Source organism: Cronobacter sp. EKM101R, from assembly GCF_963888145.1.
GTDB lineage: Bacteria > Pseudomonadota > Gammaproteobacteria > Enterobacterales > Enterobacteriaceae > Cronobacter > Cronobacter turicensis.
Genome location: NZ_CAWPHW010000062.1, coordinates 229,826 through 244,606, shown reverse-complemented (window position 1 = coordinate 244,606; position 14,781 = coordinate 229,826). Strand labels below are relative to the sequence as shown.

14 protein-coding genes are annotated in these 14,781 nt (G+C 59.8%); 5 read left to right on the top strand and 9 right to left on the bottom strand.

What is annotated here, in order from left to right; translation table 11 throughout:
- Positions 1 to 550: 550 nt before the first annotated feature.
- The 7 genes from gpmA to modE form a co-directional block, all read right to left on the bottom strand.
- A complete protein-coding gene (gene gpmA / locus AACV31_RS21475) occupies positions 551 to 1,303 on the bottom strand; it encodes a 2,3-diphosphoglycerate-dependent phosphoglycerate mutase (RefSeq protein WP_007706899.1) in 753 nt (250 codons plus the stop codon).
- 210 nt (positions 1,304 to 1,513) lie between these two features.
- On the bottom strand, positions 1,514 to 2,554 hold the full coding sequence (gene galM / locus AACV31_RS21470) for a galactose-1-epimerase (protein WP_007768364.1): 1,041 nt from the start codon (positions 2,552 to 2,554) through the stop codon (positions 1,514 to 1,516).
- Positions 2,548 to 3,696, bottom strand: a complete 1,149-nt coding sequence (gene galK / locus AACV31_RS21465; protein WP_105538224.1) for a galactokinase — start codon at positions 3,694 to 3,696, stop codon at positions 2,548 to 2,550. The genes galM and galK overlap by 7 nt, the downstream gene beginning before the upstream one ends.
- Positions 3,697 to 3,698: 2 nt before the next feature.
- The gene (gene galT / locus AACV31_RS21460) at positions 3,699 to 4,745 is read right to left on the bottom strand and encodes a galactose-1-phosphate uridylyltransferase (protein WP_105538223.1); all 1,047 of its coding nucleotides are present in this window, start codon (positions 4,743 to 4,745) and stop codon (positions 3,699 to 3,701) included.
- Between the two features lie 10 nt (positions 4,746 to 4,755).
- The gene (gene galE / locus AACV31_RS21455; protein WP_165153377.1) at positions 4,756 to 5,772 is read right to left on the bottom strand and encodes a UDP-glucose 4-epimerase GalE; all 1,017 of its coding nucleotides are present in this window, start codon (positions 5,770 to 5,772) and stop codon (positions 4,756 to 4,758) included.
- A 230-nt stretch (positions 5,773 to 6,002) separates the two neighbouring features.
- Positions 6,003 to 7,475 carry a molybdate ABC transporter ATP-binding protein ModF gene (modF, locus tag AACV31_RS21450; protein ID WP_165153379.1) on the bottom strand — a complete coding sequence of 491 codons (1,473 nt, stop codon included), beginning with the start codon at positions 7,473 to 7,475 and terminating at the stop codon, positions 6,003 to 6,005.
- A 72-nt stretch (positions 7,476 to 7,547) separates the two neighbouring features.
- On the bottom strand, positions 7,548 to 8,339 hold the full coding sequence (gene modE / locus AACV31_RS21445; protein ID WP_165153381.1) for a molybdenum-dependent transcriptional regulator: 792 nt from the start codon (positions 8,337 to 8,339) through the stop codon (positions 7,548 to 7,550).
- 128 nt (positions 8,340 to 8,467) lie between these two features.
- Between modE and AACV31_RS21440 the strand changes: the two genes are divergently transcribed.
- The 4 genes from AACV31_RS21440 (at position 8,468) to modC (ending at position 11,284) form a co-directional block, all read left to right on the top strand.
- On the top strand, positions 8,468 to 8,617 hold the full coding sequence (locus tag AACV31_RS21440) for an AcrZ family multidrug efflux pump-associated protein (RefSeq protein WP_004386739.1): 150 nt from the start codon (positions 8,468 to 8,470) through the stop codon (positions 8,615 to 8,617).
- A gap of 143 nt (positions 8,618 to 8,760) precedes the next feature.
- Positions 8,761 to 9,537, top strand: a complete 777-nt coding sequence (gene modA, locus AACV31_RS21435; protein ID WP_165153383.1) for a molybdate ABC transporter substrate-binding protein — start codon at positions 8,761 to 8,763, stop codon at positions 9,535 to 9,537.
- Positions 9,534 to 10,226: a molybdate ABC transporter permease subunit gene (modB, locus tag AACV31_RS21430; protein ID WP_165153385.1), complete on the top strand. Its 693-nt coding sequence runs from the start codon at positions 9,534 to 9,536 to the stop codon at positions 10,224 to 10,226. Before modA ends, modB begins: the two co-directional genes overlap by 4 nt.
- On the top strand, positions 10,226 to 11,284 hold the full coding sequence (gene modC / locus AACV31_RS21425) for a molybdenum ABC transporter ATP-binding protein ModC (RefSeq protein WP_041923350.1): 1,059 nt from the start codon (positions 10,226 to 10,228) through the stop codon (positions 11,282 to 11,284). The genes modB and modC overlap by 1 nt, the downstream gene beginning before the upstream one ends.
- Here modC and AACV31_RS21420 read toward each other — a convergent pair.
- A complete protein-coding gene (locus AACV31_RS21420) occupies positions 11,281 to 12,099 on the bottom strand; it encodes a pyridoxal phosphatase (RefSeq protein ID WP_165153387.1) in 819 nt (272 codons plus the stop codon). The genes modC and AACV31_RS21420 overlap by 4 nt on opposite strands.
- A gap of 151 nt (positions 12,100 to 12,250) precedes the next feature.
- On the opposite strand from AACV31_RS21420, the gene pgl reads away from it, so the two are divergent.
- On the top strand, positions 12,251 to 13,252 hold the full coding sequence (pgl, locus tag AACV31_RS21415) for a 6-phosphogluconolactonase (protein ID WP_165153389.1): 1,002 nt from the start codon (positions 12,251 to 12,253) through the stop codon (positions 13,250 to 13,252).
- A gap of 183 nt (positions 13,253 to 13,435) precedes the next feature.
- On the opposite strand, the gene AACV31_RS21410 is transcribed toward pgl, so the two are convergent.
- Positions 13,436 to 14,746 (bottom strand): putative acyl-CoA thioester hydrolase, encoded by a 1,311-nt coding sequence (locus AACV31_RS21410; protein WP_075199514.1) that lies wholly within the window; start codon positions 14,744 to 14,746, stop codon positions 13,436 to 13,438.
- Positions 14,747 to 14,781: the final 35 nt, after the last annotated feature.

Below are 14,781 nucleotides of genomic sequence, written 5' to 3'. Positions count from 1 at the left end.
TTATAGTAGGGCGGGTAAGCGAAGCGCACCCGCCGTTCCACGCGTTGCGGTTAAACGCTCCCTGTGGTGGGTGCGCTGACGCTTACCCACCCTACATATTTCTCGTACTCTTATGGTAGGGCGGGTAAGCGAAGCGCACCCGCCGTTCCACGCGTCGCGGTTAAACGCTCCCTGTGGTGGGTGCGCTAACGCTTACCCACCCTACATACTTCTCGTACCCTTATGGTAGGGCGGGTAAGCGAAGCGCAGCCGCCGTTCCACGCGTCGCGGTTAAACGCTCCCTGTGGTGGGTTCGCTAACGCTTACCCACCCTACATACCTCTTGTACCGTTATAGTAGGGCGGGTAAGCGAAGCGCACCTGCCGTTCCACGCGTCGCGGTTAAACGCTCCCTGTGGTGGGTGCGCTAATGCTTACCCACTCTACATACCTCTTGTACCCTTATGGTAGGGCGGGTAAGCGAAGCGCACCCGCCATATCTACCCAGCGCATCCGCCCAATAAAAAAGGCGTGGTTTTCACCACGCCTTTTGCGCTTCTTACGGTTGCGAATTACTTCGCTTTACCCTGGTTCGCGACAGCGGCCGCTTTCGCTGCGATCTCGTCAGCGTTGCCCAGATAGTAGTGTTTAATCGGCTTGAAGTTTTCGTCGAACTCATACACCAGCGGTACGCCGGTCGGGATGTTCAGCTCAAGGATCTCTTCTTCGCTCATGTTATCCAGGTATTTCACCAGCGCGCGCAGGGAGTTGCCGTGGGCGGCGATAATCACGCGCTCACCGCTTTTCAGGCGCGGCAGAATGGTTTCATTCCAGTAAGGGATAACGCGATCGATGGTCAGCGCCAGGCTCTCGGTCAGCGGCAGCTCCTGCTCGCTCAGTTTCGCGTAACGCGGATCGTGGCCCGGGAAACGCTCGTCATCTTTGGTCAGCGCCGGCGGGGTCACCGCGAAGCCGCGACGCCATTGTTTTACCTGCTCGTCACCGTATTTTTCAGCGGTTTCAGCTTTGTTCAGACCCTGCAGGGCGCCGTAGTGACGCTCGTTCAGTTTCCAGGATTTTTCAACCGGCAGCCAGGCCTGATCCAGCCCGTCCAGGATGTTCCACAGCGTGTGGATGGCACGTTTCAGCACGGAGGTATAAGCAAAATCAAAGCTGTAGCCTTCGTCTTTCAGCAGCTTGCCTGCGGCTTTCGCTTCGCTGACGCCTTTTTCAGACAGGTCAACGTCGTACCAACCGGTAAAGCGGTTTTCGTTGTTCCACTGGCTTTCGCCGTGACGAACCAGAACCAGCTTAGTAACAGCCATAGTATTACTCCTTCATAAGCCTGATTGAATGATAACAGTTATCATTATATTGCCGCGTTGGAGTTAGCGGCAACGTAAACCTTTAACATAGCGAAAATAGCGGTGTAGTGTAAGGCGCATGTGAACCGGCGGTGATGTTTTTGTCAGTAACTGGCGGTAATTAAAGCAAAACGGCGAAAAAAAGCCCTCTTCGCAAAGAGGGCTGAAAAGTTACTGAGGAATAAAGTGATACTGCGTAATGCTCTGGTATTCCTGGTCCGGGCGCAGAATGCAGTCCGGCTGCGGCCATTCCGGGTGGTTGGGGCTGTCCGGCAGGAATTCGCTCTCCAGCGCCAGCCCTTGCCAGGCGCTGTAAGTGCCCTGTTCGCGGGCGGGTGTACCTTCCAGATAGTTGCCTGAGTAGAACTGCAACGCAGGCGCGGTGGTATAGACCGTCATTTTGAGCTTTTCATCGCTCGACCAGACATGCGCCGCAGGCTGCGCCAGATCGCCTTTCGCGTCCAGCAACCAGGCGTGATCGTAGCCTTTCACGCGCTGCTGGCCTTCGTCTTTCAGGAAATCCTGGGCGATTTTTTTCGGCTCGCGGAAATCAAAACCGGTTCCCGCGACGTCCGCCAGCCCTTCACGCGGAATGCCCTGCGCATCCACCGGCAGATAGCGCTCTGCGAAAAGCTGCAGGCGGTGGCCGCGCACGTCGTTCTGCTCGCCGTCCAGGTTGAAATAGGCGTGGTTCGTCAGGTTAACCGGGCAGGGCTTGTCCACGCGGGCGCGGTATTCAATGCTGATGCGGTTATCGTCGGTCAGACGGAAATGCGCGGTGGCGCGCAGCTCGCCAGGGTAACCCTGATCGCCGTCCTGCGAATCCAGCGTATAAAGCACTTCCTGCCCGTTCTGGCGCACAATGCGCCAGCGGCGTTTGTCGAACCCTTCCGGGCCGCCATGCAGCTGGTTTTCGCCCTGGCTTGGCGTCAGTGAATACGTCTCGCCATCCAGCGTAAAGCGCGACTGCGCGATGCGGTTGGCGTAACGGCCCACCGACGCGCCGAGAAACGCGGTCTGCTCAAGCCAGACTTCCGGGCTCGGACAGCCCAGCAGCGTTTCGCGCACGCTGGCGTCTTTCATCGGAACACGGGCCGACAGTAGCGTCGCGCCCCAGTCCATGACGGTAACGACCATCCCTGCGGCGTTGCGCAGGGTGGAGATACGATACGGCTGGCCATCCGGGGCCAGTTGTGGCGTCTCTTTTAGCACAGACCTGCTCCTTCTGAAGGTTTGCACACGTAAAACGTTTCTTTAATACCGGTGCGCGCTTCGTACTGCGCTTCTACGGCAGCCTGCACCTCCGGCACGATAGCTTCCGGCACCAGCGCCACGACGCAGCCGCCGAAGCCGCCGCCCGTCATGCGCACGCCGCCTTTGTCACCGATAACCGATTTTACAATCTCCACCAGAGTATCGATCTGCGGAACGGTAATTTCAAAGTCGTCGCGCATCGAGGCGTGGGATTGCGCCATCAGCTCGCCCATCCGCGTCAGATCGCCTTTCGCCAGCGCGTCAGCCGCTTCTACGGTGCGGGCGTTTTCCGTCAGGACATGGCGCACCCGTTTAGCCACGATCGGGTCAAGCTCATGCGCCACGGCGTTAAACTGATCCAGACTCACATCGCGCAGCGCTTTTTGCGTGAAGAAACGCGCGCCGGTTTCGCACTGTTCGCGGCGGGTGTTGTACTCGCTGCCGACCAGGGTGCGTTTAAAATTGCTGTTGATGATAACGACCGCGACGCCCTGCGGCATCGGCACGGCTTTGGTGCCAAGGCTGCGACAATCGATGAGCAGCGCATGGTCTTTTTTGCCCAGCGCGGAAATCAACTGATCCATGATGCCGCAGTTGCAGCCGACGAACTGGTTTTCCGCTTCCTGGCCGTTCAGGGCAATCTGCGCGCCGTCGAGCGACAGGTGATAAAGGTGGCGGAACACGGTGCCGACCGCCACTTCCAGCGATGCGGAGGAGCTTAAGCCCGCGCCCTGCGGCACGTTGCCGCTAATTACCAGATCGGCGCCGCCGAAGCCGGGATCGCGCTGTTGCAGATGTTTCACCACGCCGCGCACATAGTTGGACCACTGCTGGCTGTCGTGCGTCAGAATCGGCTCATCGAGTGAGAACTCATCGGTTTCGTTATCGTAATCGGCGGCAATCACGCGTACGCGGCGGTCGTCGCGCTTCGCGCAGCTAATCACCGTCTGGTAATCGATAGCGCACGGCAGCACGAAACCGTCGTTATAGTCGGTGTGCTCGCCAATAAGGTTAACGCGGCCCGGCGCCTGAATATGGGTGGTGGCAGGGTAGCCGAACTTTTCGGCAAACAGGGCATGTGTCTTTTCTTTCAGGCTCATTGTTATTCTCCGGATTCGCGAAAATGGACGTCGCTGACGGCGCGCAGGCGCTCTGCCGCCTGTTCGGCGGTTAAATCACGCTGGGTTTCCGCCAGCATTTCATACCCCACCATAAATTTACGTACCGTGGCGCTGCGCAGCAGCGGCGGGTAGAAGTGGGCATGTAACTGCCAGTGCGTGTTCTCTTCGCCATTGAACGGCGCGCCGTGCCAGCCCATCGAGTAGGGGAACGAGGTCTGGAACAGGTTGTCGTAACGGCTGGTGAGTTTTTTCAGCGCCAGCGCAAGGCAGCTGCGCTGCGCGTCAGTCAGATCGGTCATGCGCAAAATGTGCGTCTTCGGCAGCAGCAGCGTTTCAAACGGCCACGCCGCCCAGTACGGCACCACCGCCAGCCAGTGCTCGGTTTCCACCACCGTGCGGCTGCCGTCGGCCAGCTCACGCTGGACGTAATCCACCAGCATCGGCGAGCCCTGCTGGTCGAAATACTCACGCTGAAGCCTGTCTTCACGTTCGGCTTCATTCGGCAGGAAGCTGTTGGCCCAAATCTGGCCATGCGGATGCGGATTGGAGCAGCCCATCGCCGCGCCTTTATTTTCAAACACCTGCACCCACGGGTAGGTTTTCCCAAGCTCAGCCGTTTGCGTCTGCCATGTCGTCACCACCTCTTCCAGCGCGGGCAGCGTCAGCTCCGGCAGCGTTTTGCTGTGATCCGGCGAGAAGCAAATCACGCGGCTGGTGCCGCGGGCGCTCTCAAGGCGCATCAGCGGATCGGCGCTTTGCGGCGCGTCCGGCGTGTCAGTCATCAGCGCGGCGAAATCGTTGGTGAAAACATAGGTGCCGGTGTACTGCGGGTTTTTATCCCCGGTCACACGGGTGTTGCCGGGGCAGAGAAAACAATCGGGATCGTGCTGCGGCAGCGTCTGTTTCGCAGGCGTTTCCTGCGCCCCCTGCCAGGGGCGCTTGGCGCGATGCGGCGAAACCAAAATCCATTGTCCGGTCAGCGGGTTATAACGACGGTGCGGATGATCCACGGGGTTAAACTGTTCCATCTGACTTCCTTTAATCGGGATAACCTTGGGGATGACGTGACTGCCAGCGCCAGGTGTCGTCCGCCATTTCCTGTAATGAACGCGTCACGCGCCAGTTCAAATCCTGGTCTGCTTTGGTGGCGTCCGCCCAGTATGCGGGCAGGTCGCCATCACGGCGCGGCGCAAAGTGATAATTGATAGGTTTGCCGCAGGCCTGGCTGAAGGCGTTCACGACATCCAGCACGCTGCTGCCGACGCCCGCGCCGAGGTTATAGATATGCACGCCCGGCTTCTCGGCCAGCTGTTGCATCGCGGCCACATGACCGTCGGCGAGGTCCATTACGTGGATATAGTCACGCACGCCGGTGCCGTCTTTGGTCGGGTAATCATTGCCGAAGACCGCCAGCGATTCGCGACGGCCCACCGCCACCTGCGCGATATACGGCATCAGGTTGTTCGGGATGCCCTGCGGATCTTCGCCCATATCGCCCGACGGATGCGCGCCAACCGGGTTGAAATAACGCAGCAGCGCGATGCTCCACTCCGGACAGGCCTTTTGCAGGTCGGTCAGGATCTGTTCGACCATCAGCTTGCTTTTGCCATACGGGCTTTGCGGCGTGCCGGTCGGGAAGCTTTCGACATAAGGGATTTTCGGCTGGTCGCCATAGACGGTGGCGGAGGAGCTGAAGATAAAGTTGGTGACGCCCGCGGCGCGCATGGCGGAGATCAGGCGCAGCGTACCGTTCACGTTATTGTCGTAATATTCCAGCGGTTTCGCGACGGATTCGCCGACCGCTTTCAGACCGGCGAAATGGATTACCGTGTCAATGGAATAGTCGTGGAAGATCTCGCGCAGCAGCGCTTCATCGCGGATGTCGCCATCGATAAACGTCGCGGCTTTACCGCCCAGACGCTCAATCACCGGCAGCACGCTGCGCTTGCTGTTGCACAGATTATCAAGGATGACCACATCATGATTATTTTGCAGCAGCTGTACACAGGTATGACTTCCGATGTAACCGCTACCACCCGTTACCAGAACTCGCATATTTGGCTCCATTACGCTTATGGTATGTATTAACCATAGCATAACAGAGAGCCCAAAAGTGTGACATGGGATAAATTAGTGGAATCGTTTACACTGATTTTCACTCACCTGGCTGACAACGCTAAGCCATTGTAAAACAAAACGCGACGCGCGCATTTGCAGCTAATCTGAAAGTGAAAAGGGGGCGGGCAGGGAAGCGCCCGGCCCGCGTCGCTGCGCTGCGCTGCGTGTTAACGCAGCGTATCGAACTGATATCGGTAGCTGTCGCCGTCAGGTATGAAGGTTAAACGGTGGGTCATGCACTGCGGCGCGTCTTCAGCGTGGTGCGAGACAAACAGCAGTTGCGTTTCGCCTTCGCTAATCAACACATCCACAAAGCGGCGCACCAGCTGGCGGTTCAGCGGGTCGAGCCCCTGCAACGGCTCATCAAGGATCAGCAGCGTCGGGTGTTTCACCAGCGCCCGCACAATCAGCGCCAGTCGCTGCTGGCCCCAGGAAAGGCTCTGAAACGGCGCGTCGGCGGTGGCGTCGTCCATGCCGAGAATATCGAGCCACTCGCGCGTCAACTGCTGCTGGCGGTCCGACACCGCCTGATAAATCCCGATGGAATCGAAATAACCGGAAAGAATCACGCTGCGCACCGAGGCGCTGACGCGGTAATCAAGATGCAAACTGCTGCTCACGTAACCGATATGTTTTTTGATATCCCAGATGGTTTCGCCGCTGCCGCGACGACGCCCGAAAAGCGTCAGGTCATTGCTGTAGCCCTGGGGATGATCGCCCGTCACCAGGCTTAACAGCGTCGATTTCCCCGCGCCGTTGGGGCCGACGATTTGCCAGTGCTCGCCGGGGCGTACCGTCCAGCTCAGATCGTTCAGGATGGGGCGATCGTTATACGAGACCACCCCGTTGCGCAGCACGATGCGCGGCTCGGTGGCACTGAGCGTATGGCGCGCCGCGGGCTCGTCCGCCTCCGGCAGCCGCACGCCCGACAGTTTCTCGCTGTGGGCCAGTTGCGCCACCAGCGCCTGGTTCAGGAGCGTGGCTTTATCGCCCGTCTCGACCAGCGCGCAGTCGGCGACCACGCCCGCGTGCTGCACAAAATCAGGGATTTCATCAAAGCGGTTCAGGATCAAGACCAGCGTCAGGCCCTGCGCGCTCAGCTCGCCAAGCAGCCGCGCGAGTTGCTCGCGCGAGGCGACGTCGAGGCCGTCAAACGGCTCGTCGAGGATCAGTAAATCGGGCTGTGACATCAGCGCCTGGCAGAGCAGCGTTTTGCGGGTTTCGCCGGTGGAGAGATATTTAAAGCGCCGCTCCAGCAGCGCATCGATGCCGAATTGCGCCGCCAGCGCCGCGCAACGCGCCGGATCGTGCACCTCATCCTGAATAATCTGCGCGGTGGTGCGCCCGGTATCATCTTCGTCCGGGCTCAGCATATCGGTGTTATTGCGCTGCCACTCGGCGCTGACCAGCTTTTGCAACTGTTCAAACGAGAGCAGAGCGATGCGGGAGAACTGACTGGCGCGCTCGCCTTTCTCTGGGGGTAGCTCGCCCGCCAGCGCCCGGGCGAGGGACGATTTGCCGCTGCCGTTAGCGCCGACAAACGCCCAGCTCTCGCCCGCACGGACAGCCAGGTTCTCAATATGAAGCGCGCGCGTATCGCCAATGCGAAACGTGCCTTGCATAATTTGCAACGTTGTCATCTCGTATCCCATTTTCTGCAGCACAAAACCACAGGGATACGTTTTTCACGGCGCGATGTCAACGACCACGCGTTAACAGAGCGTCGCCAGGATCACGCTGTCGGCGTTAAACCAGGCGGTCACCGCCAGGCCTTCTTGTGGGTTTAATGCCTGCGCCGCCTCCGGCGTCAGCGTGGCGCAAAGCGTCTGGCCGTCATGCAGCGTGAGGAGAATTTCGCAATGCTGCGGGGTCCGGGCGATATAACTAATGGTGCCGGCGAGCTGATTATCGGCGTGAGCGGCTTCCTGCGGATCGCGGGTCAGATGCACCCACGGCGCTTTGACGAGCGCCAGCACCTCTTTGCCCGGCGAAAGCGCCAGCCGTTCGGCGCTCTGGTTGGTGACCGCCGCGTTGATTCGCGTGCCGCTCCCGGCAAGCGCGATTTCGATAGTCTCCTGTACCGGACAGGCGTCGCGGCTGACGACTTCGCCGAACCACTGATTGCGGGCGCTGGTTTGCAGCGAGAAGCGGGCGATGGCGGCCAGCAGGCTGTCGAGCGGCAGCGCGTCGTCCGAGAGCGCGTCAAACGCCTTTTGCTGGATTTGTCCCAGCAGATCATAGAGCGCGATAAGCCGCTCGCCGTACGGCGTCACCTGCGCGCCGCCGCCGCCTTTGCCGCCGGTGGCGCGTTCTACCAGCAGTTTATCGCCGAGCTGGTTCATTTCGTTAATGGCGTCCCACGCGCTTTTATAGCTGATGCCCGCGAGTTTCGCGCCCTGGCTGATCGAGCCAGTCAGCGCTACCTGTTTTAGCAGGTTGATGCGCCGCGGGTCGGCAAAAATTTTGTCGTGCAGTTTAAGCGTAAGGAGAATATCGGCCTGCATGGTGGCCTCCTGCGGAGCAAAAGGCTATTGTGAAGGAAAGCGGCGGGTTGGCGCAAATGGCACAAAAGGGCAGGATGTTTCGTGCGGATGCCGCTAGAATAGCGGTTTACTGTTTTCAGGAGGCAACCATGTTCGAGTTGTTGAAAAGTCTGGCATTTGCCGTGATTATGGTGCCGGTAGTAATGGCCGTGATCCTGGGGTTAATCTGGGGCCTCGGCGAGGTCTTCAATATCTTCTCCGGCATCGGTCATAAAGACCAGTCTAAACAGCACCGTTAATTCCCCCCGCGCCCGGCTTTGCCGGGCGTTTTCCTTTATGTACCCTCAAGCCGCCGCTTTTTTTGCCGATAGAGAATTGCTGGGAAAACCCTGCCCGCAGCGTTATATTGTCTTATATATAACGAAACGGTAAGGAGTCTGTCATGGCAACATTATGGGTAAAACTGGCGCTGGGCGTCACTTTGAGCGCGGGCGCTGTCGGTGCCGCGCTTGCGCAGGACAATACGGTGACGGTGTTTGCCGCCGCGTCGCTGACTAACGCGATGCAGGATATCGCCAAAGATTATGCCAAAGGAAATACGGTGAAAGTGGTGTCGTCGTTCGCGTCCTCTTCGACGCTGGCGCGGCAGATTGAAGCCGGGGCGCCGGCGGATATTTTTATCTCCGCCGACCAGAAGTGGATGGATTACGCCGCCGATAAAAAGGCGATCGATGCGTCAAGCCGGAAAACGCTGCTCGGCAACAGCCTGGTGGTGGTGGCGCCTGCCAAAAGCGCGCAGGGCGATATTGTCATTAACCGCAGCACCGACTGGAAAAGCCTGCTGAAAGGCGGCCGTCTGGCGGTGGGCGACCCGGCCCATGTGCCTGCGGGGATTTACGCGAAAGGGGCATTGCAAAAACTCGGCGCGTGGGAGACGCTCTCCTCACAGCTCGCACCGGCGGAAGATGTCCGCGGCGCGCTGGCGCTGGTAGAGCGCGACGAAGCCCCGCTGGGCATCGTTTATGGTTCTGACGCCGTGGCGAGCCATGGCGTAAAAGTGGTTGGCACCTTCCCGGAGGATTCCCATCAGAAAGTGGAATATCCGCTGGCGATCATCGACGGGCATAACAACCCGACGGTCAGCGCGTTTTACCGCTATCTGCAGGGCCCGGAAGCTGCCGCAGTGTTTAAACGATACGGATTTACAACCAGCCAATGATGTTGACGGAACCCGAATGGCAAGCGGTACTGCTTAGCCTTAAAGTCTCTACACTTGCGGTACTTATCAGTTTGCCCTTCGGGGTCCTTCTCGCCTGGGTGCTGGTGCGCTGCACCTTCCCGGGCAAAATGCTGCTGGACGGCTTGATTCATCTGCCGCTGGTGCTGCCGCCCGTGGTGGTCGGTTATCTGCTGCTGGTGGTATTTGGCCGCCGGGGGCTGATAGGCGAATGGCTCTACGATCTCTTTGGCATCACGCTCGCTTTTAGCTGGCGCGGGGCGGTGCTCGCCTCGGCGGTAATGGCGTTTCCGTTGATGGTGCGCGCCATTCGCCTGGCGCTGGAGGCGGTTGATATTCGTCTTGAGGCGGCGGCCCGGACGCTCGGCGCCAGCCGCTGGCGCGTCTTTTTCACTATCACGCTGCCGCTGACGCTGCCGGGCATTATCGTCGGCACCGTGCTGGCCTTTGCCCGCTCGCTTGGCGAGTTCGGCGCCACCATCACGTTTGTCTCCAATATTCCGGGCGAAACCCGCACGCTGCCGTCGGCGATGTATACGCTTATCCAGACGCCGGACGGCGAGAGCGCCGCTGCGCGCCTGTGCGTTATCGCCATTGTGCTGGCGCTCTGCTCGCTGATGTTTTCTGAATGGCTGGCGCGCCAGAGCCGCCGCCGTCTGGGAGCGTCCTGATGCTGGAGCTGAATTTCACCCAGGTACTCGGCAAGCATCGCCTGACGGTCAACGAAACTCTGCCGGGGAGCGGCATCACCGCCGTGTTTGGCGTGTCGGGCGCGGGCAAAACCTCGCTGATTAACGCCATTAGCGGGCTGACCCGCCCGCAGCACGGGCGCATTGCGTTAAACGATCGCGTGCTGAGCGACACCGAAACCGACACCTTCCTGCCGCCGGAAAAGCGCCGCATCGGCTATGTCTTCCAGGATGCGCGCCTCTTTCCTCACTACAAAGTGCGCGGCAACCTGAAATATGGCATGGCCAAAGAGATGGCGGCGCAGTTTGATAAACTGGTGACGCTGCTCGGCATCGAGCCGCTGCTGGACCGTTTGCCGGGCACGCTGTCGGGCGGTGAAAAACAGCGCGTGGCGATTGGTCGCGCGCTGCTGACGGCGCCGGAGCTGCTGCTGCTCGACGAGCCGCTCGCCTCGCTCGACGTGCCGCGCAAGCGCGAACTGCTGCCGTACCTGCAACGGCTGGCGCGCGAAATCAATATCCCGATGCTTTACGTCAGCCATTCGCTGGAGGAGATCCTGCATCTGGCCGATAAAGTGTTAGTGCTGGAGCAGGGCGAGGTGAAAGCGTTCGGCAGCCTGGAAGATATCTGGGGCAGTAGCGTGATGCACCCGTGGCTGCCGCCCGAGCAGCAGAGCAGCGTGCTGAAAGTCACGGTGCTGGAGCATCATCCGCATTACGCGATGACGGCGCTGGCGCTCGGCGATCAACACCTGTGGGTCAACCGTATCGAAAAGCCGCTTCAGACGGCGCTGCGCATTCGCATTCAGGCGTCTGACGTGTCGCTGGTGCTACAGCCGCCGCTGCAAAGCAGCATCCGTAACATTCTGCGCGCCCGCGTCGCGCAGTGTTACGACGACAACGGGCAGGTGGAAGTGCAACTGGAGGTGGGCTCGCGCACCCTCTGGGCGCGCATCAGCCCGTGGGCGCGCGACGAGCTGGCCATCAAGCCCGGTCTGTGGCTCTATGCCCAGATAAAAAGCGTGTCGATAACGACTTAAAGCACCCACTGACGCAGCGCGTCGGCAATGCTGGCCTCGGTATTGGGGCCTATCACTTTGTCGGCGTGCGATTTCACGACATCATCAGCGTTGCCCATGGCGATGCCAAGCCCGGCGCGCTCCAGCATGGAGATGTCGTTATGGTTATCCCCAAACGCCACGACCTGCTCCATCGATAATCCCTGCGATTCCACCCACTGCGCGAGTCGTTTGCCCTTGCTGTTGCCAGGTGCTGCCACATCGACCTGATCGTGCCATGACCATTCGCAGGCGAGGCCCAGCTCGCGCTCAATGGTCAGCGCGAGGCTTTGCAGACGCGGAATGTCTTCCCCGGTCAGCGCGAATTTCCAGATATTATCCACCGAGCGTGCCGCCTCGCGCAGCGAATCGACCTGACGAAAAACCGGGCGCTGGGCTTCGGGCAGGCGCAGCGCCCAGTTCCGGGTGCGCTCGATATGGCCGCAGGTCTGTTCATACAGCATCGCGTCATCCATATACATCAGGGCCGGAATACCGGCGTCGCTCAATAATTCCAGCAGTCCTTCAGCCTGTTGCGGGCTCATCGGATCGGCGGTAATCACCTTTTCCGCTTGATAATCATACAAATAGGTGCCATTACAACAAATGGCAGGTGTATCGAGCGCCAGTGCCTGATAAAAAGGATGGATGGCATTATGGTGGCGCCCGGTGACGATCACCGGTTTCAGCCCGGCCGCTTTCGCCCGCGCCAGCGCGTCGAGGGATGCCGGGAGGATGGTTTTTTGAGCGGTTAACAGCGTGCCGTCTAAGTCGAGAGCGATTACGCGAAAAGTCATGCGGGTTTCCAGAGTCGTCAGTCAGAATATCCGGTTGATGGTACACCGCGACAGGCGCCGCGCGAAACCCGCAAGGCTTGCGTCGGCACAGGAAGATAAAACACGCTACCCTTGAAACAGTCTTTCAAGCTCAGTGAAGCAAGGAGTATTCATGAAACAAACCGTTTATACCGCAAGCCCGGAGAGCCAGCAGATCCACGTCTGGCGTCTGGAGCCGCAGGGCACGCTGACGCTGTTGCAGGTGGTGGATGCGCCAGGGCAGGTCCAGCCGATGGTCATCAGCCCTGACAAGCGTTTCCTGTACGTCGGCGTGCGTCCGGAATTCCGCGTTATCGCGTATCGCATCGCCGCGCATGACGGCACGCTCAGCGAAGCGGGCGAAGCGCCGCTGCCGGGCAGTCCGACGCACATTTCGACCGATCATACCGGCCGTTTCCTGTTCAGCGGCTCCTACAATGCGGGCAGCGTAAGCGTGGTGCGTCTGAACGACGGCCTGCCGGGCGAGACCGTCACCGTGGTGGAAGGGCTGGAAGGCTGCCACTCCGCGAATATCTCTCCGGATAACCGCACGCTGTGGGTGCCAGCGCTGAAGCAGGATCGCATCTGCCTGTTTACTTTAACCGACGACGGCAAGCTTGAGCCGCAAACGCCAGCGGAAGTGACGACCGTCGCGGGCGCCGGGCCGCGCCATATGGTCTTCCACCCCAGCAAGCCGTTCGCTTACTGCGTGAATGAGCTGAACAGCTCGGTGGATGTCTGGGCGCTGAGCGATGCTCACGGCAACATCGAATGCGTGCAGACGCTGGATATGATGCCTGCCGATTTCTCCGATACCCGCTGGGCGGCGGATATCCACATTACGCCGGATGGCCGTCATCTCTACGCGTGCGATCGTACCGCCAGCGTGCTAACGGTCTTTACCGTCTCCGAAGATGGCAGCGTCCTGGCCGTGCAGGGGCACCAGCCCACCGAAACCCAGCCGCGCGGCTTCAACATCGACAACAACGGTCAGTATCTGATTGCCGCGGGCCAGAAATCGCATCACATTGCGGTTTACGGCATTGAAGGCGTGCAGGGGCTGCTGGCGGAAAAAGGCCGTTACGCGGTAGGCCAGGGGCCGATGTGGGTCGTGATTAACGCCTTCGAGGCGTAATAGTAAAAAACCCCGCCGCGGCGGGGTTTTTTATAGCGGGTGGTTAACCGCGTTGCACGTCTGTTGTTCTCAACGGCGTCATAGGACGCATTGAGTGCAGTGAGACGTTACTCTGCATCAAAAAAGCATAGAAAAAGGGGGATTTCTCCCCCTTTTTTCTGACGCCCAACAGATGCGGTGCGATTACTTTTTCGGTTCGGCAACCACTTTGCTGCCCAGCCCGCGGTTGTTGTATTCCCACAGACGGTTGGCGTTCGCATCGTTCAGATCGCGCTGGATATTGCCTTTGTCGTCCTGCGCGCCGGTGTTACCGGTGAACGGACGCTGTGAGCCCAGCGCCGGGCCCCACGGCTGCGCGGTGTTGAAACCGGCGTCAATCACGCTGTCGCGGATAACGACCTGGCCGTTTGGCGTCTGGCCTGGCGTATAGCCGTTGGCGCTCGCGTCCATATCCCATGCGCGGCCCAGTTGCGCCACGCCTTCACCGGCGGCCACAAAGCGGCTGTTCACGGCGAGGAAGCCGAAATAGAAATTCGGCATGGTCGCCGGTGCGAAGACATAGCCTTCTTTCTGCGTACGGGTATTCACCACGCGGAAGTCGGTGTTATCAAACACCACCGCGCCGCGGCCCGCGACCAGATCCACATCGCCTTCCACATAGCTGTTCGTCACCTGCGTGCGGGTCAGGCGATCCGGCGTGAAGCGGTTGCGGATATCGCTGTTGGTCACCAGGAACGGATTCTGGCGGCCCAGGATATTCACTTTGTTGATCTGCACGCGGTCGCCATCGGTGCGCAGCGCGACAGCCTGATGCTGGCCTTCGCCCGCGGCGTCGCCAAGGCTGTTTTCGATGGTCAGGTTCTGCAGTTGCAGACCATTATTCTGCGACCAGAACACGGCGGAGCACATCAGGCCGACGCTGCCGTTGCGGTGGTTCTGGCAGTTGTCGAACATATACCAGGCCGGTTTGCCGGGCATATATTTACCGGACGGGTTCACGGTACGACGCCAGGTGTTGGCATCCATTTCGCTGTCCAGCGCGGCGCTGATTTTCACATCAAGCGGTTTTTCGCCGGTGCCGTAAAGCGTGACGCTGCCCGGCGCCGCAGGCACGTAAACGGTGCCTTCGTAGGTGCCCGGAAGGATCGCGATGTACTGGCGCGCTGAGGCGTGACGGGCAATGGCTGCGTCAACCGCCGCCTGAATGCTGGTATGGGTCACGCCCTGTTCGCCCGCCTGGCCGACCACAAAGTCCGCTTTTTCAGGCAGGCGAATCGGGGAGGGCGACCACGGCGCGGCATTCGGATCGGTATTGGCGAAATAGCGGGCCGGGACGAAATTTTTCGCTTCATCCGCAGACAGCACCGGGCGAGCCGACGTACCCGGCGCGCGTTGTTCAGAAGGACGTTGGTCCGGTGGCGTTGAGCTGCATGCAGTCAGTGTCACGCCAAAAGCGAACGCCAGCGCCAGACGGGAAACCGAAAATTTGTTCAAGGGTTGCTCCTTGCTAAGCCTGTTTAAAATGGGGG

Coding starts and splice junctions, on each gene's coding strand:
- gpmA (WP_007706899.1), bottom strand. CDS start 1,303: ATGGCTGTTACTAAGCTGGTTCTGGTTCGTCACGGCGAAAGCCAGTGG.
- galK (WP_105538224.1), bottom strand. CDS start 3,696: ATGAGCCTGAAAGAAAAGACACATGCCCTGTTTGCCGAAAAGTTCGGC.
- galT (WP_105538223.1), bottom strand. CDS start 4,745: ATGGAACAGTTTAACCCCGTGGATCATCCGCACCGTCGTTATAACCCG.
- galE (WP_165153377.1), bottom strand. CDS start 5,772: ATGCGAGTTCTGGTAACGGGTGGTAGCGGTTACATCGGAAGTCATACC.
- modF (WP_165153379.1), bottom strand. CDS start 7,475: ATGACAACGTTGCAAATTATGCAAGGCACGTTTCGCATTGGCGATACG.
- modE (WP_165153381.1), bottom strand. CDS start 8,339: ATGCAGGCCGATATTCTCCTTACGCTTAAACTGCACGACAAAATTTTT.
- AACV31_RS21440 (WP_004386739.1), top strand. CDS start 8,468: ATGTTCGAGTTGTTGAAAAGTCTGGCATTTGCCGTGATTATGGTGCCG.
- modA (WP_165153383.1), top strand. CDS start 8,761: ATGGCAACATTATGGGTAAAACTGGCGCTGGGCGTCACTTTGAGCGCG.
- modB (WP_165153385.1), top strand. CDS start 9,534: ATGATGTTGACGGAACCCGAATGGCAAGCGGTACTGCTTAGCCTTAAA.
- modC (WP_041923350.1), top strand. CDS start 10,226: ATGCTGGAGCTGAATTTCACCCAGGTACTCGGCAAGCATCGCCTGACG.
- AACV31_RS21420 (WP_165153387.1), bottom strand. CDS start 12,099: ATGACTTTTCGCGTAATCGCTCTCGACTTAGACGGCACGCTGTTAACC.
- pgl (WP_165153389.1), top strand. CDS start 12,251: ATGAAACAAACCGTTTATACCGCAAGCCCGGAGAGCCAGCAGATCCAC.